This is a genomic window from Paenibacillus sp. p3-SID867 (assembly GCF_025142895.1).
Lineage (GTDB): Bacteria > Bacillota > Bacilli > Paenibacillales > Paenibacillaceae > Paenibacillus_AQ.
Map to the genome: position 1 here is coordinate 501,367 of NZ_JAMBDM010000001.1, position 21,803 is coordinate 523,169.

22 protein-coding genes are annotated in these 21,803 nt (G+C 52.4%); 1 reads left to right on the forward strand and 21 read right to left on the reverse strand.

The features are described from left to right. Positions 1–61 precede the first annotated feature (61 nt). From M4D81_RS02370 to spoVAC, 18 genes are all read right to left on the reverse strand, one after another. Complete coding sequence (locus M4D81_RS02370) at positions 62–1,135, reverse strand: Gfo/Idh/MocA family protein (RefSeq protein ID WP_071222890.1); 1,074 nt, start codon at positions 1,133–1,135, stop codon at positions 62–64. 23 nt (positions 1,136–1,158) lie between these two features. Beyond that, positions 1,159–2,328 (reverse strand): Gfo/Idh/MocA family protein, encoded by a 1,170-nt coding sequence (locus tag M4D81_RS02375; protein ID WP_260064309.1) that lies wholly within the window; start codon positions 2,326–2,328, stop codon positions 1,159–1,161. A 25-nt stretch (positions 2,329–2,353) separates the two neighbouring features. Further along, entirely contained in the window at positions 2,354–3,220 is an 867-nt protein-coding gene (locus M4D81_RS02380; protein ID WP_071222887.1) for a sugar phosphate isomerase/epimerase family protein, read from the reverse strand. A gap of 322 nt (positions 3,221–3,542) precedes the next feature. Then, entirely contained in the window at positions 3,543–4,313 is a 771-nt protein-coding gene (locus M4D81_RS02385) for a class I SAM-dependent DNA methyltransferase (RefSeq protein WP_071222886.1), read from the reverse strand. 42 nt (positions 4,314–4,355) lie between these two features. Continuing rightward, on the reverse strand, positions 4,356–5,258 hold the full coding sequence (locus M4D81_RS02390; RefSeq protein ID WP_071222885.1) for a CvfB family protein: 903 nt from the start codon (positions 5,256–5,258) through the stop codon (positions 4,356–4,358). Beyond that, positions 5,255–5,602 carry a ribosome silencing factor gene (gene rsfS, locus M4D81_RS02395; protein ID WP_071222884.1) on the reverse strand — a complete coding sequence of 116 codons (348 nt, stop codon included), beginning with the start codon at positions 5,600–5,602 and terminating at the stop codon, positions 5,255–5,257. Before rsfS ends, M4D81_RS02390 begins: the two co-directional genes overlap by 4 nt. After that, a complete protein-coding gene (yqeK, locus tag M4D81_RS02400; RefSeq protein WP_260064310.1) occupies positions 5,599–6,177 on the reverse strand; it encodes a bis(5'-nucleosyl)-tetraphosphatase (symmetrical) YqeK in 579 nt (192 codons plus the stop codon). The genes rsfS and yqeK overlap by 4 nt, the downstream gene beginning before the upstream one ends. Further along, positions 6,161–6,751: a nicotinate-nucleotide adenylyltransferase gene (locus tag M4D81_RS02405; RefSeq protein WP_071222882.1), complete on the reverse strand. Its 591-nt coding sequence runs from the start codon at positions 6,749–6,751 to the stop codon at positions 6,161–6,163. Before M4D81_RS02405 ends, yqeK begins: the two co-directional genes overlap by 17 nt. Before the next feature lie 66 nt (positions 6,752–6,817). Next, positions 6,818–7,108: a ribosome assembly RNA-binding protein YhbY gene (yhbY, locus tag M4D81_RS02410; RefSeq protein ID WP_071222881.1), complete on the reverse strand. Its 291-nt coding sequence runs from the start codon at positions 7,106–7,108 to the stop codon at positions 6,818–6,820. Positions 7,109–7,504: 396 nt separating this feature from the next. Beyond that, positions 7,505–8,371 (reverse strand): shikimate dehydrogenase, encoded by an 867-nt coding sequence (locus M4D81_RS02415; protein ID WP_260064312.1) that lies wholly within the window; start codon positions 8,369–8,371, stop codon positions 7,505–7,507. 54 nt (positions 8,372–8,425) lie between these two features. After that, the gene (yqeH, locus tag M4D81_RS02420; protein WP_071222879.1) at positions 8,426–9,553 is read right to left on the reverse strand and encodes a ribosome biogenesis GTPase YqeH; all 1,128 of its coding nucleotides are present in this window, start codon (positions 9,551–9,553) and stop codon (positions 8,426–8,428) included. Further along, positions 9,550–10,080: a YqeG family HAD IIIA-type phosphatase gene (locus M4D81_RS02425; RefSeq protein ID WP_009592142.1), complete on the reverse strand. Its 531-nt coding sequence runs from the start codon at positions 10,078–10,080 to the stop codon at positions 9,550–9,552. The genes yqeH and M4D81_RS02425 overlap by 4 nt, the downstream gene beginning before the upstream one ends. 237 nt (positions 10,081–10,317) lie before the next feature. Then, positions 10,318–12,558, reverse strand: coding sequence for a DUF4129 domain-containing transglutaminase family protein (locus M4D81_RS02430; protein WP_260064315.1), 2,241 nt, complete (start codon positions 12,556–12,558; stop codon positions 10,318–10,320). Continuing rightward, positions 12,555–13,802, reverse strand: a complete 1,248-nt coding sequence (locus M4D81_RS02435; protein ID WP_260064316.1) for a DUF58 domain-containing protein — start codon at positions 13,800–13,802, stop codon at positions 12,555–12,557. Before M4D81_RS02435 ends, M4D81_RS02430 begins: the two co-directional genes overlap by 4 nt. A gap of 2 nt (positions 13,803–13,804) precedes the next feature. Next, complete coding sequence (locus M4D81_RS02440; protein WP_260064317.1) at positions 13,805–14,761, reverse strand: AAA family ATPase; 957 nt, start codon at positions 14,759–14,761, stop codon at positions 13,805–13,807. 174 nt (positions 14,762–14,935) lie between these two features. Beyond that, positions 14,936–15,286: a stage V sporulation protein AE gene (gene spoVAE / locus M4D81_RS02445; RefSeq protein WP_015734153.1), complete on the reverse strand. Its 351-nt coding sequence runs from the start codon at positions 15,284–15,286 to the stop codon at positions 14,936–14,938. Positions 15,287–15,290: 4 nt separating this feature from the next. After that, complete coding sequence (gene spoVAD / locus M4D81_RS02450) at positions 15,291–16,304, reverse strand: stage V sporulation protein AD (protein WP_260064318.1); 1,014 nt, start codon at positions 16,302–16,304, stop codon at positions 15,291–15,293. Positions 16,305–16,310: 6 nt separating this feature from the next. Further along, on the reverse strand, positions 16,311–16,799 hold the full coding sequence (gene spoVAC, locus M4D81_RS02455) for a stage V sporulation protein AC (protein WP_071222874.1): 489 nt from the start codon (positions 16,797–16,799) through the stop codon (positions 16,311–16,313). A gap of 558 nt (positions 16,800–17,357) precedes the next feature. On the opposite strand from spoVAC, the gene M4D81_RS02460 reads away from it, so the two are divergent. Continuing rightward, entirely contained in the window at positions 17,358–18,431 is a 1,074-nt protein-coding gene (locus M4D81_RS02460; protein ID WP_194541600.1) for a M42 family metallopeptidase, read from the forward strand. A gap of 72 nt (positions 18,432–18,503) precedes the next feature. On the opposite strand, the gene M4D81_RS02465 is transcribed toward M4D81_RS02460, so the two are convergent. From M4D81_RS02465 to M4D81_RS02475, 3 genes are all read right to left on the reverse strand, one after another. Then, the gene (locus tag M4D81_RS02465) at positions 18,504–19,907 is read right to left on the reverse strand and encodes an MFS transporter (protein ID WP_260064319.1); all 1,404 of its coding nucleotides are present in this window, start codon (positions 19,905–19,907) and stop codon (positions 18,504–18,506) included. A 100-nt stretch (positions 19,908–20,007) separates the two neighbouring features. Beyond that, positions 20,008–20,670, reverse strand: coding sequence for a cysteine hydrolase family protein (locus M4D81_RS02470; protein ID WP_260064320.1), 663 nt, complete (start codon positions 20,668–20,670; stop codon positions 20,008–20,010). Positions 20,671–20,722: 52 nt separating this feature from the next. Beyond that, complete coding sequence (locus M4D81_RS02475; RefSeq protein ID WP_260064321.1) at positions 20,723–21,766, reverse strand: ABC transporter substrate-binding protein; 1,044 nt, start codon at positions 21,764–21,766, stop codon at positions 20,723–20,725. Positions 21,767–21,803: the final 37 nt, after the last annotated feature.

Sequence of the window (21,803 nt, forward strand, 5' to 3'; positions counted from 1 at the left end):
TTAGCGATTTTGGAGTTATATAACCCACAACGTAACGGGGTTTTCTCTATTATAAATGATTTTATGGAATGCGCACGGCCTCATTTTGGGCGATGACGCACAATTCTCCGGCTTTGAAAGCATGCTCCTGGGACATCGCATGCTCCGTGCGTTCCAGACAATCCAGGATAAGCTCCCCGAAGAATGGATAGCCCACCTTGCCTTGAAGCTCCATATGAAACTCTCCCTCGCCATTAACCAGGTACAGATGATCGCCCTGCGGATGCCTGGCGATATCGATGTATTTCCGAAGCTCGATGTATCCTTCCGTCCCCAGAATAAAGGTTCTTCCGTCGCCCCAGGTGCCAAGGCCCCCGGGTGTCAGCCAGTCGACTCGGAAATAATTCGTGGCCCCGTTGTCTCCCACAAGCGTTGCATCTCCGAAATCCTCCAGCTCCGGGTAATCCGGATTCGCGTAATTCCCTACCTTGCTGCTGAGCACCTTGGCATCACGGCAGCCCGCAAAAAACAAAAATTGTTCAATCTGGTGGGAGCCGATGTCACACAGAATCCCCCCGTACTGTTGATGACGGAAAAACCAGTCCGGACGGGAGGATGCGTTTAAACGGTGGGGCCCTGTTCCCATCACTTGCACCACTCGCCCGATCGCCCCGTCCTGGATCAGCTTCCCGGCATGGACGGCACTCTCCACATGCAGCCGTTCACTGTAATAGACCATGTACTTCTTGCCTGTCTCCTCGGCTTTCGCGCGAGCAGCGTTCACCTGCTCCAGCGTCGTGAAAGGCGTCTTATCCGTAAAATAATCCTTGCCGTGCGACATGACCTTCAGGCCAAGCTCGCATCGTTCCGAAGGAATGGCGGCAGCCGCTACCAGACGCACTTCCGCATCCTGAAACACCTGTGCCTCGGACGAGGCGACGGTTACACTTGGATAAGCCTTGCAAAAAGCCGCAACCTTCGCGGGATCTGGGTCATACACCCACTTCAGCGTCGCCCCGGCCTCGATCAATCCGTTACACATACCGTATATATGTCCATGCTCCAGCGACATAGCAGCAAAAATAAACTCTCCGGGCTTGCACACCGGCTGGGCCTTGCCCACCGGCGCATACAGCATTCCATTACTGCGGTCCATACCACGTGCCTCCTGATTGTGATTTAGTAGGTTCCAAAGGTCTTGCTCATATCCACCGGCCCGATCTCCTTGACCGTTTTCTGAGCGGAAGATTGTGCGATCCGTTCCTGCAGCATTTCGTAATACAGGTCCTCGTTAAGAGGGAGATCAACCCAATTGTCGGTCCAGGTGGACAGATGCATGGCATTCGACAGCGTCAATCCGTGGATTCCCTCTTCACCGGGGGCTATCAATGGCGTTCCATGCAAAATAGCATCCGCAAAATTCTGGATAATGCCGCTATGCTGCGGATTATCTCCCGAGATCGGCACCTCGCATTTCCAGCATTCCGGTTCGCCGAACCCCCCGGTATACTGCCGATTGAAATCCGGCTCCGGCACTCGGAGGCGCCAGAAGGTAAGCTTGCCGTCCTCGATGACGATTTTTCCGCGCTCCCCCGTCACTTCATATCGGTTGGTTCCGGGCGCCTCACCCGTTGTCGTAATGAAGACGGCCGTAGCCCCATTCTCGTATTCCGCATAAGCCGTCACGTCATCTTCAACTTCGATGTTTCGGTACTTGCCGAAAGCGCAAAAAGCACGAATCCTCTTTGGCATCATGCCGGTCGTCCACTGCCAGAGGTCCAGCTGATGCGGGGACTGGTTAATCAGGACCCCACCGCCTTCTCCCGCCCAGGTAGCCCGCCATCCGCCTGAATCATAATAGCTCTGGGACCGGTACCAATTCGTTATGATCCAGTTCATCCGCCGGATCTCCCCGAGTTCACCTTCTTCTATGAGCTCTTTCAGCTTCTTGTAGAGCGGATTACAGCGCTGGTTGTACATTATCGAGAACACCTTGCCGCTGGCTTCTGCCGCGCGGTTCATTTCTCGCACTTGCTTCGTGTAAACGCCTGCCGGCTTCTCGATCAGGACATGGAGTCCATGATTCAGGCACTCCATCGCCACTTGAGGATGGGCATAATGAGGCGTCGCAATGATCACGGCATCGATCTCCCCCGAGGAGATCATAGCCTTCGTATCACTCCATATTTTCACGTCCGAGGGCAGCGTTGCCCTTGCTTCTTCCTGTTTGGCCGGATTCAGATCGCATATAGAGCTAAGCCGCGCTCCCTTGATCCGCCCGGACGCCAGCGACCTGGCATGCGAAAACCCCATCCCCAGTCCAATAACCCCTACTCTTACCTGTTCCATGTCAATAGCCTCCTTCAAAAGTGACCTACGCGTTTTGTTTCTGCTCTGACCACAGCTTCATCTGCTCGGCAAAACGAAGAAGCATTTCCCTAGACTCAAACGTTCCGCTAAAATCTTCGATCCCGTAGTAACCTTCGTAACCAACCGATTGCAGATCCTGTATGACCTGCTTCCATGGCACGGCCCCCTGGTTAAGTGGAACCCATTCCCCGGACCACGCCGCAGAGGTACCATCCTCGGCAGGCGTTTTGCGATAACCCCCGTTTTTCACATGGACATGAGCCAGGTACGGACCAAGAAGCTCCAAGCCCATCCGGTAGTTCTCGTAACCTTCATGGACCATGTTGCCCGGATCATACAGCACGCCGATATGCTGCGGATTAAAATGGGATACAAGCCGGTGCGTCAGTCCGGCGCTCGGGGCAATCGTAAGATGGTGCGTTTCCACCACGGCTTTGACCCCGTAAGCCGCAGCGAGATCCTGCACCTCATGGAGATAACGAACCGCCTGGTCGTACAGCTCATTATAATTGCGCTTCCGGTCGTATCCCGGGATACCCGCGCGAATAAATGAAGCTCCGATCAGTTTGGCTGCTTGCATGACCTTCTCCGTCGCTTCCACGTCGCCGCATGTCAAATAAGGAACGACCGCAAGACTGCGCCTGCCATGCTTGTCGGCCGCTTGCTGAAACTCGAGCCAATCCTCCTGCGTGCCGTTCGGATCCATGGAGCAGCGGTTATGTCGCCAGAACGAGGGCTTCTCCCCTGCAGCTTCTTCCGGAATCTCCTTGAAGCGCCATTCGATTCCTTCAATACCGGCATCCGCCGCGGCTTTTGCCAACTCCTCAGGCTGTAAGTCAGGAGTTGCGACTGTGAATACGGACAGTTTCATGCTCATTCATCCTTTCTCGTCCCAATAGATTAGTTTATGCATCATTTGACCATCGTTGAACTCAAATACGGTCATACAGAGCGTACCGGATGCCTGGAATCATTCCTTAAGATAACGCTCTCATTTCTGTTCATCTTATCTATTCCACATCGTAGCACAGTCCCCGAAGCAAACCCATATCCCTTCTATCGAACCTTAACCACAGTCAAATAAATCAGAAAAGAAGTGTCTTTGATTATAATGAATCGTGCTCGACGATAAAAAAGCACTTTCTCTCGTCGCTACCGACAAAAGAAAGTGCTTCTCGTAAAAGGATATTCGTTTATTTTACGGCAACGTAGAACAGCCGGGATGCATCCTGACCCGCTTCCACCCACTCAAAATCGGCATAACATTTCACATCCCGGAATCCGGCCTTAACCAGCTCGACCTTCATCCATTCGGGGTCATATCCCCGCTGCACATGCGTTTCCTCAAAGCGGCGGTAGACCGTGGGATCCTGGTCATCCCGTGCAAAGATGGAAAGATGATGCTCGATCTCCATCCTGCGTTCATCCATGTCGCATGTCCAAATGTAGGACACTTCCCTTTCGTCCAGCACAAATGGCTGATCTGCGTCATATCGTAAGAGCGTGTTCGGGTGATGCACATCAAACAGGAACGTGCCGCCTTCCTTGAGGCCGTTGTAGGTCCTTGCAAAAGCGGAACGGATGTCCTTTTCCTCCAGCAGGTAGTTCACACAATCACAAAATGAAATGACGGAATCCACCTGCTCGGGCAGCTCCCACGAACGCATGTCCTGTTGGACCCAGCGGACGCTGCCTTCCCGGAACAATCGATGCCCCTGGGGTGTACCCTCCAGCTTGCGTCTGGCAACCGAGAGCATATCTGCCGACAGATCGATTCCCGTTACCTCGAAACCGGAGTTTACGAGCGGAATGGTGATGCTGCCTGTCCCGCATCCGAGCTCAACGACGCTTTTTGGCATTCCGTGCTTATCCCAGGCCGTTCTCGCAAAGCGAATCCAGTCCGGGTACGGCATGTCTTCCATGAGTTGATCATATACGTAAGCAAACTTGCGGTAAGACAACATGATGACACCACTTTCCTTAGAAGCTTCCCCTACCTTGCCGGGTTATTCGTTTGAACCGGAGTTCTCCTCTTTATTGACCATATACGTCCAGCTGTCCTTTTGGGTAACCAAACCGTCCTTCATCAGCTTGCCAAGCGCGCGTTTAAAGGCGGATTTGCTAATGCCGAACCGCTGCTTGATGATGTCGGGGGGCGTTTCATCCGAATACGGCATCGCATGGCCCGGTCGCTCCTTCAGAAAAGCGAGCAGTCGGTCTGCATCATCCGTCCGGCCAATCTCTTTTTGCGGTACCATCGACAGGTTAGCCCTGCCATCTTCCCGGATATGGCTTACCCGAACTTTCACCTCTTCGCCAAGCCGCAGCATACGCGTCCGTTCGGAGGAGTGGATCATGCCAATGGCGCCGAAACCGATCACACCGCCATCGATAATAACAAACGTGCCCATCTGGAGCGGTTTGTACACCAGGGCAGTGAACCACTGGCCCTTCCACGATTCAGGCGCATGAAACGCAAGCGGAGCAAGCTCTTGTTCTCCGGCGAGTTTCGCGCGGAGCCGTCCTTGCTTATCATGCTCCATGATGACAAATACATAATCCCCCACTTGTGGATGAAGCTCCCGCATCTCCGGCAATTCCCGGATCGGAAGCAGAAGCTGTCGGCCAAGCCCCATCTCGAGGAAACATCCCAAGCGCGGATGAACATCCGCCACCTCAAGCTTAGCGGTTTCACCTAACGTAAGGTAAGGCTTCTTCATCGTTGCGGCCAGGCGGTCTTCCGTATCGAAGAATATAAAGACCTCGACCGTATCCCCCGGCTCGATTTTACCTGTGAGCTCCGAATAGTGAAGAAGCACATCCCGATCTCCGCCATCCAGGAAATAACCGTAAGGGGACACTTCTCTGGAAACAACGAGTTTCGTTAATGTGCCGGCAATCAGACTCATACGTTCTCCACCACTTTAGCATCGGACCACAATCGCTCGATGTTGTAATATTCCCGCTCATCACGATGGAAGATATGAACGATCACGTCTCCGAGGTCCATCAGCACCCAGCGGGCTGCATCCATTCCCTCCAGTCCGCGCAAAGCTACTCCCGCATCATGAGCCTGTTTACGGATTTCAGTTGCGATCGCCTGTACCTGAGTATCCGAGTTACCGTGGCAAATGACAAAATAGTCTGCGATCAGGGAAATTCCTCTAAGATCCAGGACCACGATATCCATCGCTTTTTTATCTTCAGCGGCAGTCACTGCCACATTTAACAATTCATTCGGTTTCAACGTCATGAATTCGCCTCCAATTGCTTAATTAGATCGTTTCGGGCTAGTACCGTCAACGGAAAAATGATTTGTCTGCGCGAAAGCAGATGTCCAATCGTCGAATCAAAACCGGCTGCAAGCGCCTCTTCAAGGCTATGGTTGGCCAGTTCGCGAATATTATTCACGCCGGGGAAATCCCGTCCCGGTTCCATATAATCCGCAAGGCAGACCACCTTATCAAGCAGCGTCATGCCGACACGCCCCGACGTATGGTAACGGATGGCGTTAAGCACATCGGTATCCGTTACGCCATATTCGTGCTCCGCTACGAACGCGCCTACCTCAGCATGCCAAAGCTGCTTGTCGTAACGGAGCAGCTCTTCGGATAGCGCATGCTCCACCATCATTTGATGAAGCTTTTGCACGGGCCAATATTTGGCCACATCATGCAGGATGGCGGCTAATTCTGCCTTGACCGTATCGGCCCCGAACCGATCGGCAAGGATGACCGCGGTTTCCATTACGCCTTTCGTATGCTCCCAGCGCTTGGCCGGCATCTGTGAGGATACCGCTTGAATGAGTTCATCACGGCTGTACTCCATAAATACCGCTCCTAACAATATAATCGTATACACGGTCCGGCACCATATAACGGATGGACAAGCCTGATGCGGCTCTGCTCCGAATCATGGTGGACGATATTTCAATCAGCGGCATCTCCGCTGTCACTACCACCTTTTGCAGGAAATCAGGCAGATCATCCACCGATAGCTTGGTTCCAGGACGGTTAAGCCCAATAAAAGTGAGCATTTCCGCAAGCTCCCCGATCCGATTCCACTTGGGAAGATACGCTACCATATCCGCCCCGATAATGAATGAGAAATCATGCTCGGGATACGTGTCCCGCAGCTCTCTGACCGTGTCTACCGTATAGGATACGCCGCCGCGTTTCACTTCCCAATCCAATGTACGAAAAGACGGATGGTCGGCTACAGCCTCAGCGGTCATCTCCAGCCTCATCAGGCCGGTTACGCCGGCATCTTCCTTGTGCGGGGGAATGTGGCTGGGCATAAACCATACCTCTTCCAGACCGTAAGCGTCCCGAGCTGATTCGGCTGCGAGCATATGCCCGATATGAATGGGATCGAAGGTACCGCCCATTATCCCTATCTTCATCAGGGTTCACCTCCCCTAATAAGAGAGTCCTTCTATATTCATTAAGCTAATGCCATCAAGGCTCCCTTACGGCAGCTCGATGGTTTTGTGGTCTTTTGATTCTTTATAAAGCACGATCGTCTTGCCGATAACCTGTACCAGCTCGGCCCCGGCACCTTCAGCAAGCTCCTCGGCGATTTCGCGGGGATCTTCGAGACAGTTGTTGAGCACGGATATTTTCATGAGCTCCCGCTTCTCAATGGCCTCGGAAATATGCCGGATCAGATGCTCATTGCTTCCTCCCTTGCCTACCTGGAACAGCGGATCCAGATGATGCGCAAGCGAACGTAAATGTCGTTTTTGCTTTCCTGTTAACATGCTTGGTCATTACTCCTTAAATATTCAATTATTAAAGTGCGTGTTCAAAAAGGTCGATTTTCAGCACCGAGAAGGTTGGATGAAGCTAGGGACTGAGGAGCGGAGCGTACGTAGTTTGTACGTGAGCACCGGAAGGCCCGGCTGAATTCAAGATTCGATGCCGAGTTGCTTCTTGATTCACTTCGTGTTAGATATAGGATTTATAAGTTATCAACGGAGTTGATGAAATTCTATATCGCAAGAAAACCAACTTCTGAATCGCGGTCGCTCAGCCTTGAATTTGCCTCGATTGGTTTTCTTATCAAAACCGGACTTTTTGAACAACCTCTTAAAGCCTGCAGCTTGTCGAAAGCTATATTGTAGCTTCTGCATAAGCATTAATCAATAAACACGAGATTAAACCTCGGATTGCAAGCTGGTCAGAACCGCTTCCTTCATCGCCTGAACGGGCGCCCTCAGACCTGTCCAATACTCAAATGCATACGCCCCCTGGTTGATGAACATCCCGAGACCGCCATGCACCGTGCATTGCCGAAGCTCGCTTTGCCGCAACAACTCGGTCTTCAACGGATTATAGATCAGATCGCTGACAACGATCCCTTCGGGTATATATTCCACTGGAACAGGAAGCTCGGAAACCCGGGGAAACATGCCCACCGAGGTTGTGTTGATCAAGACATCGGCATCTGACAATGCCTCTCTGGCATGATCCTCACCGTATCCCCTCAAGTCAGCAAGCGAGCTCCACTCCTCGGCCAATGCCAGCGCTTTGTCGGGTGTCCGATTCACAATGGAAATCTTCTCAGGCTCTTCCCCGGTAAGGGCGTAGATGATTCCCCTGGCCGCTCCGCCGGCGCCGTAAACAACGATGCGTTTCCCTTTAAGGTTGGGACAGGCTTCATCCTTTAATGAACGAACATATCCGATGCCATCCGTATTATAACCCGTCAATTTGCCATTGTCGTTGACGATGGTATTCACGGCGCCGATGCGCCGCGCCCCTTCATCGACGACATCCAGATACTCCATAACCTCCACCTTGTGCGGGATCGTTACATTCACTCCGCGGAATCCCAGGGCTTTGACAGCCTGGATAGCGTCACGAAGCCCCTCCGGACGTATATGAAGGGGCACATAGGCCCCTGACAATCCCAGGGCGGTAATCGCCGCATCATGCATAGCCGGTGATTTGGAGTGACCGATAGGGTCCCCCATTACGCCAAGGAGCAAATAATCACGCTCGATCATTGGATTCACTTTCATTTCTCCCCTATCTCTCCCATGATAAACCGGGCTGTACCTAAGCGATTTTATCTCTTATATCAAGGATGGACGCGACAGAACTTTGATTCCTTTAGGTACATGAACTGCCACAAGCGCACCCTGTTCACCATTGATCTTGATCCAGCCGAGCCCCGAGATAAACACGTCTTGGCGGGTTCCCTTAGGAATACGGATTTCATGCCTTGTCCATTCCGGCAGTTCTTCAAGCCGGTCTTTGGTCGGCGGTGAAAGCAGCTCTCCGGCATGTTCGGCAAATAACGAATCCGCCCGCTCCAGCTTGGTCCGATGAATCCCTAATCTGCCGCTAATAAAGCAAGTAAAGGATTGGTGCTCGCCTTGCAGAAAATCAAAACGGCCAAAACCTCCGAAGAACAGAGTCTGCCCTTCGTTCAACTGGTATACCATCGGCTTCAGCGAATTTTCCGGCATGACCGTCCCCAGATCCTCACGGCTCACAAGCTCGCTGTAGCGCCATGGGTATACGATGCCCGGCGTATCTATAATATACCGGCCGTCATCCAGCGGAATATTGACCATATCCAGCGTCGTTCCCGGATAACGGGAAACGGTCAGTTCCTGATCCAAATCGCTGTAGTCGCGGATCAGACGATTGATCAAGCTGGATTTACCCACATTCGTGGCGCCAACCACGTAGACGTCCCGGTCTCCTCGATAATGCGCAACCGTCTCCAGCAGCCGCTCAAAGCCTTGATTCTTCTTCGCGCTGCAGAGCACGATGTCTTCCGTTCTCAGTCCATGCTCCTTGCACTGCTTCTGCACCCAATTGAGTACCTTGTTCCAATTGGTGACCTTCGGCAGAAGATCGGTCTTGTTAACGGCCAGAATAACCGGATTGTTGCCGACAAACCGCTGCAGCCCCGAAATCAGGCTCCCTTCAAAATCAAAGAGGTCCACGATATGAATAACAAGCGCATTCTTGCCGCCAATCTGTCCCAGCAGCCGTAAAAATTCATCCTGGTCTACGGCAACCGAGGAGGCTTCATTATAATTCTTAATCCGGAAACAGCGCTGGCAAATAACCGGGTCGCGGTCCCAGGCCTTCTCCGGCAAATAGCCGGGCTTGTCCTGTACTTCACTCTGAAGCGGTATGCCGCAGCCGCTGCACTTCTTGATGTCTTCTCCGCCAGTAGGCAACGTCATGATTTCGGTTCCTCCTCCATCCATAATCCTTTCTTGCGCAAACGGGTCAATGCGATCCGCTCCACCCGGCGATTGACCAGGCGCGTAAACCATCCCTCATCGTTGATGGCGATAGGCATAACCAGCACCGTATACAGACCCAGCCGGTTCCCGCCATAAACGTCGGTCAGCATCTGGTCGCCGACCACAACCGTTTTCTCCGGCGTGAGCTCCATCATCTTCATTGCTTTGCGGAACGGGGTATTACTTGGTTTACGGGCTTCATGCACATACTGAATATCCAGCGGCGTCGCAAATTTAGACACGCGTTCGAGCTGGTTATTCGAGACGATGATGAGCTGGAAACCGATCTCCTTCACCCTTTTGAACCAAACGACCAGTTCCGGTGTCGCAAGCGGCGCCTTGGCCCCTACAAGGGTATTGTCCAAATCCGTAATGATTCCGCGATACCCCTGCTCATATAATTCCTCAAGGTTAATATCAAAAACCGTATTCACACGGAGCTTTGGGATTAACATTTCAAACAAGTTCGTCACCTCAATTTCATACGAAAAACTATACCATATTCCGGTTCCTTAGTAAAAATAATCACGAGCCTTTTTCTTCCCGTATACCGCGTCGCTGTCTATACCGGCAAAAGACCACCCGGCGGCTTTTTGGAAGCGGACCGGGCGGTCTTGAAATCATCGATATCAGAACGTTTCATACCGAGTTATCCTGATACACGCAGGAACAACCACCATCACGCGGTCTGTCTTCTTGGATTAGGTAGATAGACGTTTCTCGGATACAATGCGGACCTTCTTAATAGACTTCTTCAGCTTCAGGGCATCCTGTTGGACGGAGCGCCATTGCTCTTCCTTCACTTCAGCCGGGCTGTACCTGGCAGCTTCAAATTGCTGCAACAGAGGTCTCAGCTCCACTCCCAGCTCAGGGTGTGCACTTACCCAGCGGCCTACCGATTCACGGAGGGTTTCATGTTCCTGCCTTACCAAGCCTCTGCGCTGTACGGAACGAATCCATCGTTCGGTCTCGGCAATGACTTTATCCGCGGCCGTCAGCGGCTTGCCTGCCCGTATACGCGCTCCGGCAAAACGCAGGCTGATGCGCATTCGCCATACGATGTACAGAATCCATAATACGATAACAACCACCGCGGCCGTTACAACAACTTTAACCCAGCCGGGCTGCTGATGATCGGAGGTCGCAGCTGGCGTAGCCTTGTCCTCTGCCTCTTCTTCTTCTTCAACTTCTTCCTCAATGACAGGCTCAGCGTCTGTGTCAGCCGTCAGAATCGGCATGCTAAAGCCCGGTGTCGCTTCAATCGGTACCCAGCCGTACTCGCCGAAGTACACTTCAACCCAGGAATGAGCGTCGGCATTCGTAACGGTATAGTTTCCGGGCTCAATCGAGGTTTGACCCTCGACCGGAACGTACTCCGATGCCGTCATTCTTCCCGGCGCGTAGCCTTTGACCCAGCGTGCAGGAATATCCAGCGACCGTGTCATCATCACCAGGGAGGTCGAGAAATAATCGCAATACCCTTCCTGGATTTCAAACAGAAACGCATCCACAAAATCATCGCTCTTCTTGCGTGTAAGATCCGGCGTGTTGGTATAGGTGAAATTGCTCGTTAAATATTGTTGCAAGAGCATGACCTTCTCATACGGCGTATCTCCGCCCGCGGTAATTTCTTCGGCCAGATCGGACACGCGGTCAGGGAAGTTTCTCGGCATCTGGATATACGCATCGTCAATCGAGCCGGAATATAGTTCATCATAAGTTCTGGTGCTCAGCTCATCGATTGGAATCACCGGCACTTCCGACGTTAAGGTATAACTCTTCGGATAGTCCGCATTACGAGCGTCGTCCAAATGCATCTCCGCGCCTTCGGTCACCCAGCTAAGCCGATCCGAATCGATATCCTCATCAAGGCTCTCCAGCTGACGAACGGAGTAGGCGCCGAACAATACAGGATACACCGTATCACTCAGCATCGTTACCGATTGCTCCAATGTTTTGGTAGGTACGGATCCGCTGGCTTCCCCCGGCAATTCTTCCCCGATGTCCACGCCCGTGCCGGAACGCCGGCTGCTGGCTCCATCAGCCCAACCCGTTCCCGAGTATACGGCTCTGGTTTCCCCTCGCCAATAGCTGCGTTCATCCGAGGTAATCGACATCACCGGTGAATAGTCAAAGTTAAAACCGCCGCCAAGGTCGTTGTCCTCCCGTCCATATCCGGACATGCTTTCAGACGGTGACTCGATAAGGGTTCCGGTACCGGTTGTACTGCCGCCGGATAACGGCACCCCGTTCCACTCCCGCCACGCCGTGTAAGGATCGGTTAACGTGGGCTTCACGTGCGGCATATTCACACCGGCTACAATGATCAAAGAGAAGATGACCAGGATGTTGGCAACAATCTTGAACGGATACTTCGATAAATTGACCCATCCCTGCGGAAAGCGTCTGCGGAACCGGTTAAAATGGCTGGATACGAGCCAGCCCATGCCCGCTCCGACAACCCAAGCGATTTCATCCCACAGCACGATTTTCGTAAAGGAATCCAGCACGGCAAAACCGATGACGTTGATCCCGACTACAAAAAGCACGCGCCCCTTGGTTTTGGCCCACCGCGCAAGGAACAGAAAAGCGGCCCAAGCGGCGATAGCAAACCACAAATACGGAAAAAGATACATGAGTTCCTCGGTCAGATCGCCTTCAGCGCCAAGGACAGGAACCGGATTACCGTGAGTTTTCAGCAAACTGTATACACAATACAAGATCAAAATAAACTGGATAAGCACCCGGTAACCTTGCTTGATCGGAAGCAGCGCTTCGGTAACCGCCGTAATGGTTAATGCTGCAATAACGATGGCAGTCGTTTCCGAGAGCCATATCGTCTCCGTAAAGGATACCCACTGCATCCCGATGATCCAGATCCATAGCATCGTTAACGTACTGAAGAAGGTAGTAGATAGTTTGTCCAGCCACAACTTCATCATGCACCACCTCCCAGCGCAGCCGGCAGCTCGTCAAGGGAAGAAACCGAATAGCTGGAAATCCCCCGGGATTGCAGAAGCGAAATGGAATCATCGCGTTTTTTCGTTTCATTGGAATTGGTTATTTGCAAGAAGCATGGGTTCATTCCCCGAGTTTCAACCCAGCGCATGATCTCTGAAGCGTCCTTGCCGCTCATCGGGCTGATCAGCAGGAACAGGGCCCCTTTTGGAAAATGGCGATAGGATTTCTCCAGGGAAGCAATCAATTTGGTTTTACGGTCATAATCCACGTCAACCAAATGCTGAATCATGCGCATCCGCTCTCCGGCGTTATCGGCGGGAGCGAACATCTGAGCTTCTCGGGTAGCCGTGAACAAGCCTGTACCCGCATGCTCCTTGGCACCATATTCGATCAGCGACGCAGCTGCCGATACGGCCAGCTCGAACTGCTGGGCATGATCATATCCGTCCGCAGTACAGTCCAGCACAATCATCGTTCTGGGAAAGGATTCATGCTCAAACTCCTTCGACTTCCACGAGCCGGTCTTCGCCGTTGCATTCCAGTGTATCCGGGAGATCCGATCGCCGTACACATAATCGCGGACTCCGTTGATCTGCGTGGTTTCCCGTCTGGAAGCCGAAACTGTCGTATGTGTACCGCCCAATCTCGAATTCCGTATGTTTCGCTGCCATTTAGGAATATATATGGTTCTCGGCAGAACGCGGAAATCGGTCTGAACCTCAATGCGTCCCTTGTGCTCCATTAATCCGAAAATATCCTCGCTAATGCATTCTGTCTTTGAAAAAGCGTACCGCCCTCGTTCAAGCGGAGGGGTCTGAAATACAAGCTTGCCCGCACCGCGAAGGTTCGGAATGACGCTATCTTCAAAAGACCAGGAGTCGCCGTTATGCCTTTGCAATACTTCACGCACGATCATATAGGGCATCGGCAGCAGTCCTGGAACATGGACCTCCAGCTTCACGCGGACCTGTTCACCGGCATGAAGATGTTCACCTCCATGCTCCGCTCCTCCCAGCACCCTTCGTTGGGCTTTCACCCGATTGACTCCGCCAAAGCCAGCACCGATCAAATAGACCGTCAGAAGGCTGACCATGGAGAATAGCATGAGCGAGGTTTTGCCCCCCTGAAATAATACGTACAAAAGACATAGGCACCATACCGCCAATACCGCTGCGAGTCTAGACGGCTGCATGCCATTCAAAAATAACGAAACCGCGCGGCGCATGCCTATCTCCCCATCTGAACAGGCACTTTGACCTGACGCAGTATAAACTCGAGGACCGATTCGGGACTCGCATTGTCGAGCCTGGCTTCCGGACGCAGCATGATCCGGTGCGAAAGCACGTATGGTGCCAGCGTCTTCACATCATCTGGCAGAACGTAATCCCTCTCGTGCAAGAAGGCATTGGCTTTAACGGCATTCATGAATGACAGCGTCGCACGGGGACTTGCGCCCAGCATAACGGAAGGGTGCTCGCGCGTCGACCGGGTGATATTCAGTAAGTAATCGGCGACCGGGTCACCGATGAATACCTCGCGAATCTCGCGTTGAATAGCCGATATGGTATCCATATGTGTCACCGGCTGAATCTTGTCCGCCAGTTGTCCGTCGCGTGAACGGTACATCAGCTGCTTCTCCGTAGCAGCATCAGGGTAACCCAGGCTCAGCTTCAGCATAAACCGGTCCAGCTGCGCTTCAGGGAGCATATAGGTGCCTTCAAAATCGATCGGGTTCTGGGTCGCGCATAACATGAAGGGATGCGGAAGTTCGTGGGTAGCCCCATCCACCGTTACGCTGCGCTCCTCCATGACCTCAAGCAGGGCCGATTGCGTCTTGGTTGTCGCCCGGTTGATTTCATCCGCCAGCAAAATGTTGGTCATGACCGGACCCGGTCGGAAGTAAAACATTTCATCTCGAGGGTGGAATACGGACACGCCCGTTATGTCACTCGGGAGAATATCCGGGTTACACTGAATCCGGCGATAGTCTCCCTGCATGGATTTTGCTAATGCTTTGATCAGTTGGGTCTTTCCTGTGCCGGGCACATCCTCGATCAGTACATGTCCGCCAGCGAGCAGCGCCGTAAGGAGCAATTGGATCTCAAATTCTTTGCCTAGCAGGCACGACTCCAGATTGGTTCGCACCGAGGTAATGATTTTCATGGATTCTTGGCTTACGGGCATGTATGACTAACCTCCTGTAAGGGAATAAATACTTATTTTAGTACTATTGTACATGATCGAGGTCCCGGAGTACATTCGATGAGATATTTTGGGCATTCACCTTTTTATTGCCGCTCTAAACAGAAAAAGACCCGGCATCATGCCAGGGTCTTTTTCTTCTTGATAATGATGGTTTTACCCCTTCGGACGAACAAACAGAGCAGCCAGGAAAGAGAAAATGATCGCCGAGGATATCCCTGCACTGGTGACTTCGAATATCCCCGTCACAACCCCGATCCAGCCGTCCCTCCCCAGCTCCGTCAAGGCGCCATGCACAAGCGAATTACCAAAGCTGGTGATCGGCACGGAGGCTCCCGCTCCCGCGAATTTGACAAGCGGCTCATACAATCCGAACCCGTCGGCGATGGCTCCGGCGACTACTAACGTACTCATTGTATGTGCCGGTGTCAGTTTAATAACGTCCATCATAATTTGCCCAATGACGCAAATCAGACCGCCAATAATAAATGCCCATAGAAACTGCATTGTGTTATCCTCCCATCTCTAAGGCTACAGCGTGAGCGATGCACGGTATGCTCTCACCCTGCTGGTAAGAAAGAGGCGACAGCAAAGCCCCGGTAGCAACGACCAGCACCTTTTTCAATTCGCCTTTACGCATCCGTTTTAAAATATGGCCATAAGTAACAACAGCCGAGCAGCCACAGCCGCTGCCCCCTGCATTGACGTATTTTTGTGTTTCCAAGTCGTAGATCATTAAGCCGCAGTCTGCAAACACCGTACCGTCCATGATGACATCATTTTGTTGCAAAAGATCCTTCGCGATTGGAAGCCCCACGGAGGCCAGGTCACCGGTCACGATCAGATCATAATCCTTCGCTTGCCGGCCTGTGTCTTTAAAATGCTTTGTTATCGTATCGGCTGCCGCCGGAGCCATCGCCGCCCCCATATTGAAAGGATCCTTGATGCCCAGATCCACCACCTTGCCGATGGTGGCATACGTGACAGCAGGACCGTCTCCCTTGTCCGAAATGACGGAGCAGCCTGCTCCCGTTATTGTATATTGCGCATACGGCGGCTTCTGCGATCCGTACTCCGTCGGATAACGAAACTGCTTCTCAACCGTACAGTTGTGGCTTGCCGTACCGGCCATGACATACTTGGCCCCTCCTGAATCCACGAGCATGGAGGCCACCGCGAGGCTCTCCATTGATGTAGAGCAAGCACCGAATACGCCGATGTAAGGCACACCCAATTGTCTTGCAGCAAACGAACTGCTGATGATCTGGTTCATCAAGTCCCCGCCCACAAAAAACTGCAGCTCGTCTTCCTTAATGCCCGCCTTCTCAACCGCTTTTCTTGAAGCATCCTCCAGCAGTTTCCGTTCCGCCTTTTCCCATGTTTTTTCGTTAATCTCAATATTGTCGTAGATATAGTCGAAATCACCGGCGAGTGGCCCTTCGCCTTCCTCAGGTCCCACAATCGTCCCCGTGCCGATAATGACGGGTTTGTTCTCGAACTGCCAGGTTTGGCCGATCACCTTCATCTCTCGTTACCTCCCCTCAATGCCAAAAATAGCGTAAATGATACCGATAATAAACGCAGCCACGGTACCAAATACAATGACAGATCCCGCCAGCTTAAACATACTGGCCCCGACCCCAAGAACCAAACCCTCCGCGCGGTGCTCGAGCGCAGCGGAGCACATGGAATTCGCAAACCCCGTGACCGGCACGGCGCTGCCTGCTCCCGCCCATTGCGCAATTTTGTCATACACGCCGAAGGAGGTCAGAATGACGGAGAGTATAATCAGCACGGCGACTGTCGGGTTGCTCGCTTCGGTGGTGCTCATATCGAATACGGTCATAAAAAACTGCTGAATGCATTGGCCGATCACACAGATGAGACCTCCAATCAAAAAAGCGCGCAGACAATTTTTAAGTACGGCGCGAGGAGGTTCATGCTTTTTGGCAATCGCCTGATATTCTGCCGAGCTCATTGTGGTGATATCAGACTTAGGCTTTTGGTTAGAGCCTGACATTTCAATACACCTCCGCTTTCATTTAAGTATGGAATCCTTTAAAAACGCTAAAGAGCCATTATGGATATCACTCGATATCATTATGCTTTGAATGAACTCCCTTTATGTTTGGAAAATCATCCTTCTCACTTGGCAACCACGGCTTGTCCTAACATATTAAGTGGCCCCAACACGAAAATCAGCCTCCAGGAATCCCTGAAAGCTGAAGTAAGACTCGCCTGCCATCGTTGCTGGAGCCGGTCATTATATAAGAATGTATTTCAGCAAAATGACGAGGAGGATGAACAGGACCATAATGAGCAGAAGTTCTCTGACTTCGGCATGATAGACGTTTAGCTCAATCCCATGGTGCTTCATACTCTGCCCCTTCCCTCGGACGACAAAAATTCCACTTCGTTTCTATATCGTATTCCTATCCCGGATGCAGGGTGCTTGTTTCATTTATTTTAAAATGACGTGCTCCTAAGCGGCACGGGTTTTGTAGACTTTTCAGATGTATAGGGGCATACTAGAAAAGAAAACACTCTTACATACCTTTTCTAAAGGAGCGAATTCGTAATGAATGAATCAACACTGGAATTATTTCGTACTTTGACTGAATTCCCGGCTGCACCGGGCTTTGAGAGGGAGCTTCGTTCCTGGTTGAAGAATGCCCTTTCGCCATATACAGATGAGTTCGTGCAGGATCGGCTGGGCAGTCTGTTCGCCGTTCTTCGCGGTAACGATGAAGGTCCAAAAGTCATGGTGGCCGGTCACATGGATGAAGTCGGGTTCATGGTAACCGGCATAACCGAAGCGGGGATGGTCCGTTTCCAGCCGCTTGGCGGTTGGTGGAGCCAAGCCGTGCTTGCTCAGCGCCTGCAAATCATCACCGACAACGGTCCTGTCGTTGGAGTTGTAGGCTCCATCCCGACGCACCTGCTGGATGAAGCGCAGCGCAGCAAGCCGGTCGACATCAAGACCATGTATATCGATATCGGCGCCGATAACAAGGCGGAAGCGGAGTCGTTCGGCATTCGTCCCGGATTGCAAGTAGTTCCGATCTGTGAATTCACGCCGCTCGCTAATCCAAAAAAAATCATGGCTAAAGCGTGGGATAACCGTTATGGCGTTGGTCTCGCGATCGAGCTTGTCCAGGCGCTCCATGGCGAGAAGCTGCCTAACACCGTTTACGCCGGCGCAACCGTCCAAGAAGAGCTCGGACTGCGCGGAGCACGGACTTCAGCCAATCTGATTCAGCCGGATATTTTCTTCGGACTGGATGCCAGCGCGGCGAACGACATGATGGGTGACAAGAGCCAGTTCGGCCAATTGGGTCAAGGCGCACTGCTTCGCATCTTCGATCCGACAATGCTGACTCACCGCGGCATGGTAGAGTACGTTCAGGATACGGCGGAGACCAACAAAATCAAATACCAATACTTCGTCTCGCCGGGCGGCACGGACGCAGGCCAAGTGCATCTTAGCGGCATCGGCGTTCCGTCCACCATCATCGGCATATGCTCCCGCTATATTCATACATCTTCGTCCATCATCCACACGGACGACTACGAAGCAGCTAAAGAACTTCTGATTAAGCTTGTGAAAGGTTTGGATCGTACGACACTACAGACGATTCTGGACCGCGCGTAAGCTAAATGAAAAAGGGCATCCTGCAGGTCTTGAATAGACCACGGGATACCCTTTTTCTCATTTTCCCTTCCTCTAAGAAGATAGCGTCTCCTTATGCCTGCCAAAGCGAAACGATATGAGCATCGTTACATAAACGATGACAACCAGCGCCGTATTCAATACGAATATCATCCGAAATCCGGTAAGCCCCCCTGCCCCTTGGGCTGGAAGCGCCAGCATGGCACCTCCCGCCGCCGTGCCAAACATCATCCCCAGATTTCGCGACAGTGCCAAAATGCTGCTGATCAGGCCGAGGTCCGTGTTGGATGTCCTGCCCATCACCAGAGAATTGTTTGGAGGCGTAATGATGCCCATGGAACCTCCGAGCAGGACGATAAGCAGAATCAGAAAAAAGATCGGATATGCCGGCGATACAAAACCGAGCACGATTAACGCTGCTGTCATGAGCAGCAGCCCGGCTGACAATAACGGGAATGTCCCCAGCTTGTCCGACAGGCTCCCGCTCAGAGGCGAGAATATGATCAGTGACAACGGATATCCCATCATGATCAGGCCTGCCGTGGCAGGTTCAACGCCCAGCTCGCTCAGCAGAAATACAGGCAGCACAAGCTGAGCCGAGAAAGCCGCCATGTAGGTTATGATGGTGACGATGATTCCCACGCTAACGCCTGCATCCCGGAACAGATCCAGCTTCATAAACGGGAGTTTCCCTTCCCCTGCTCGTTTCCACCGCGACGATAGGCACCACCCGATGAACGCGACAGCTCCCGCACCGAACACAATGAACAGCACCAAAACCTGCCATGAACTCCAGCCCCACTGAGCCCCCAAATTCACGGCCGTAACCAGTCCGGTTAGAGATATCGCAAAAAAGGCAGCCCCCGGCACATCCAACCGGCTTACGACTTTTTCCGGTTCGTCCTTGGGAATAAAGCGCTGGGCGAACAACCATGCAATCAAGGATATGGCCGTCAGCAGCCAGAAATTGCTCCGCCACGAAAACCACTGAATCAGTATTCCGCCAAGGCTCGGTCCGACCATCGAGCCTGCGGCAACAAACGTGCTGATGAGCCCAAGCGCTTTTCCGCGCTGCTCCTTCGGAAATACGGAGACGATCAGCGCCATATTGGTAGCTTGATACATGGCCGCTCCTATGCCTTGCAGAATCCGAGAAGAGATCAGTCCGTTTAATGAAGGTGACAAGGCGCAGCAGAGCGCCCCGGCCATAAACACAAAATAGCCGATATTGTGGACTTTCCGCCGGCCCAGCATATCCCCCAGCTTTCCCATGACCGGAAGCAATATGGAGATGACAAGCAAATAAGCGGTGACGATCCACTGGGCCGTAGGGATGGTGGAATCGAACGTTCTGGCGATATCAACAAGCGCAATGTTGAACATGCCGGCTGACAAGTTGGACAGAAATGCCCCTAAACAAATGGTATATTGGACGATCATCCTTGATCTGTTATTCATGCAGGACTCACCAGCTTTATTCATGAATTTCTGTGCCGCTCATAGAAAAAGCTCCCGCATGCGGAGAGCTTCCCAATGGGTTGAACCACGTTCTGACAAGCTAGCCGATAGCCGGCTGGGCGGTCGATATCGATCGCAGCGGTTCCTCAGGCATTTGATCCATCCAAATATCGATAAGCTCCGCCACTTCACTAACTTTCCCGAAATAGCCTTCAATATTCTGAAGGGTCATGTCATGCGCCGCTGAAGAATACGATGCGCAAGCGTCCGCTGCAAGCACGATATGATAATCTAGCATAAAACCGTCCCTTGCCGTCGATTCCACGCACACATTAGTGCTGACTCCCGTCATGATGAGGGTCTCGATCTTCAGCGTCTTTAATACCGAATCCAGCCTAGTATTTACAAAAGCGCTGTATCGGTGTTTATTGACAATGATATCATTCTCCTCCGGCAATACCTCGTAAAATTCCGCGCCCCAGCTCCCCCTTCGGCATACGTTCGCCGATCGTCCCGAGGACCTGGTGGTCCAAGCGTCGGAGTCCGTCGCTTTCTCATGAAGCGTCTGAATGAAAATGATGGGCACCTTCAGCTCCCTGGCCCTCTGAAGCAGCTTATGGAGCTGCGGCACCATCTCCGCTACCCCGCTAACATCGCAGCCCGCTTGAGACAGTGCTCCCGCTGGATGACAATAATCATTTTGCACATCGACCACAATAATCGCCGTTTTGCTGCCAAGCATCAGCTGATTTAAAGATTTCATCGTGACTCTCTCCCTTTCAGGTCGTGGATTTAAGACATCATGCACCTGCCGATCACTTCTTGGAATTGTTTACAAACTGCATATCTACCAGCGCATCATAGGTATAGTCCCCTTTAAATATCCCCGTCTCGATCATGACATCCATATCGTGCTTCAACGCCTCTTCCGAAATCATCCCGTCCAAGCTCCAGAGATTGTCGGCATAGGCCCGGTCCAAGGCAGCTTGGATCGCATCATCGGACAACGTCGGGAATTCGGCTATCAGATTTTTCTTGGCTAGTTCCTTATCCGTTTGCACAACTGCAAGCGCTTCGATCATGGCGTCCGTGAAACTTTGAACAGCTTCCGGGTCCTTCTCGATGGTTGACTTCTTCACGCTGAGAACCGAGTACGAGAAATCCCCCAGGTCATGAAACTTGTAAAACGGCTCTTCCCATACATTCTTCGATATCCCGTCACTGATCTGCGGCTCGGCTCCGTTCGCAATGTCGGCCGCGCCCTGTTGGACCATCGTCACCACCGTGGAGCCGTCTGCCGGTTCCAGCAGCTGCACATCCTTCTCCGGATCGAGTCCGAGCTGAATCAGGAGATAGCGGGTTAGAAGGTTGGGCGTACCGCCGTGGCGACCGGCGTTAATCTTTTTCCCTTGTAAAAATGCCTTCAGGTCTTCGGGGGAACTGCTCGCAGGTGCGGCGCCTTTCTTGGCCATTAAATACACGTTCGCCCGGTTGACAACATTCACGACCGAAATGATCGGATCGGAATTGTTGTTGTTAGCCAAGGCATTGGACTCCGTCCCGCCGATGACGCCCCAGGCATCCCCGCTGACCACGGCGGTTACGTGCGCTCCTCCGGCCGCTTGGATGACCTCAACGTCGAGCCCTCTTTTCTCAAAGAAGCCTTCCCGCTGCGCGACGTACAGCGGCAGATATCCCGTGGAGTGAAGCGGCTCGGCGATCACGATTTTCTTCAACTTCCCGTCACCGGAAGCGGACGCGGTGCTGTTATCGTTTTTTTCATTGCCGCAGGCTCCAAGCAGACCGGTGACCATGAGCAGTGCGAACAGCAGTGAACGTTTCTTCATGTTTTGGTTCATATGAATTCCCCTTTTAATAGAAATAATGAGTTCGGTT

Bases quoted from the DNA above. Each gene is read 5' to 3' on its own strand.
- M4D81_RS02370 (WP_071222890.1), bottom strand. From the start codon at position 1,135: ATGGACCGCAGTAATGGAATGCTGTATGCGCCGGTGGGCAAGGCCCAG.
- M4D81_RS02375 (WP_260064309.1), bottom strand. From the start codon at position 2,328: ATGGAACAGGTAAGAGTAGGGGTTATTGGACTGGGGATGGGGTTTTCG.
- M4D81_RS02380 (WP_071222887.1), bottom strand. From the start codon at position 3,220: ATGAAACTGTCCGTATTCACAGTCGCAACTCCTGACTTACAGCCTGAG.
- M4D81_RS02385 (WP_071222886.1), bottom strand. From the start codon at position 4,313: ATGTTGTCTTACCGCAAGTTTGCTTACGTATATGATCAACTCATGGAA.
- M4D81_RS02390 (WP_071222885.1), bottom strand. From the start codon at position 5,258: ATGAGTCTGATTGCCGGCACATTAACGAAACTCGTTGTTTCCAGAGAA.
- rsfS (WP_071222884.1), bottom strand. From the start codon at position 5,602: ATGACGTTGAAACCGAATGAATTGTTAAATGTGGCAGTGACTGCCGCT.
- yqeK (WP_260064310.1), bottom strand. From the start codon at position 6,177: ATGGAGTACAGCCGTGATGAACTCATTCAAGCGGTATCCTCACAGATG.
- M4D81_RS02405 (WP_071222882.1), bottom strand. From the start codon at position 6,751: ATGAAGATAGGGATAATGGGCGGTACCTTCGATCCCATTCATATCGGG.
- yhbY (WP_071222881.1), bottom strand. From the start codon at position 7,108: ATGTTAACAGGAAAGCAAAAACGACATTTACGTTCGCTTGCGCATCAT.
- M4D81_RS02415 (WP_260064312.1), bottom strand. From the start codon at position 8,371: ATGAAAGTGAATCCAATGATCGAGCGTGATTATTTGCTCCTTGGCGTA.
- yqeH (WP_071222879.1), bottom strand. From the start codon at position 9,553: ATGACGTTGCCTACTGGCGGAGAAGACATCAAGAAGTGCAGCGGCTGC.
- M4D81_RS02430 (WP_260064315.1), bottom strand. From the start codon at position 12,558: ATGATGAAGTTGTGGCTGGACAAACTATCTACTACCTTCTTCAGTACG.
- M4D81_RS02435 (WP_260064316.1), bottom strand. From the start codon at position 13,802: ATGCGCCGCGCGGTTTCGTTATTTTTGAATGGCATGCAGCCGTCTAGA.
- M4D81_RS02440 (WP_260064317.1), bottom strand. From the start codon at position 14,761: ATGCCCGTAAGCCAAGAATCCATGAAAATCATTACCTCGGTGCGAACC.
- spoVAE (WP_015734153.1), bottom strand. From the start codon at position 15,286: ATGCAGTTTCTATGGGCATTTATTATTGGCGGTCTGATTTGCGTCATT.
- spoVAD (WP_260064318.1), bottom strand. From the start codon at position 16,304: ATGAAGGTGATCGGCCAAACCTGGCAGTTCGAGAACAAACCCGTCATT.
- spoVAC (WP_071222874.1), bottom strand. From the start codon at position 16,799: ATGTCAGGCTCTAACCAAAAGCCTAAGTCTGATATCACCACAATGAGC.
- M4D81_RS02460 (WP_194541600.1), top strand. From the start codon at position 17,358: ATGAATGAATCAACACTGGAATTATTTCGTACTTTGACTGAATTCCCG.
- M4D81_RS02465 (WP_260064319.1), bottom strand. From the start codon at position 19,907: ATGAATAACAGATCAAGGATGATCGTCCAATATACCATTTGTTTAGGG.
- M4D81_RS02470 (WP_260064320.1), bottom strand. From the start codon at position 20,670: ATGAAATCTTTAAATCAGCTGATGCTTGGCAGCAAAACGGCGATTATT.
- M4D81_RS02475 (WP_260064321.1), bottom strand. From the start codon at position 21,766: ATGAACCAAAACATGAAGAAACGTTCACTGCTGTTCGCACTGCTCATG.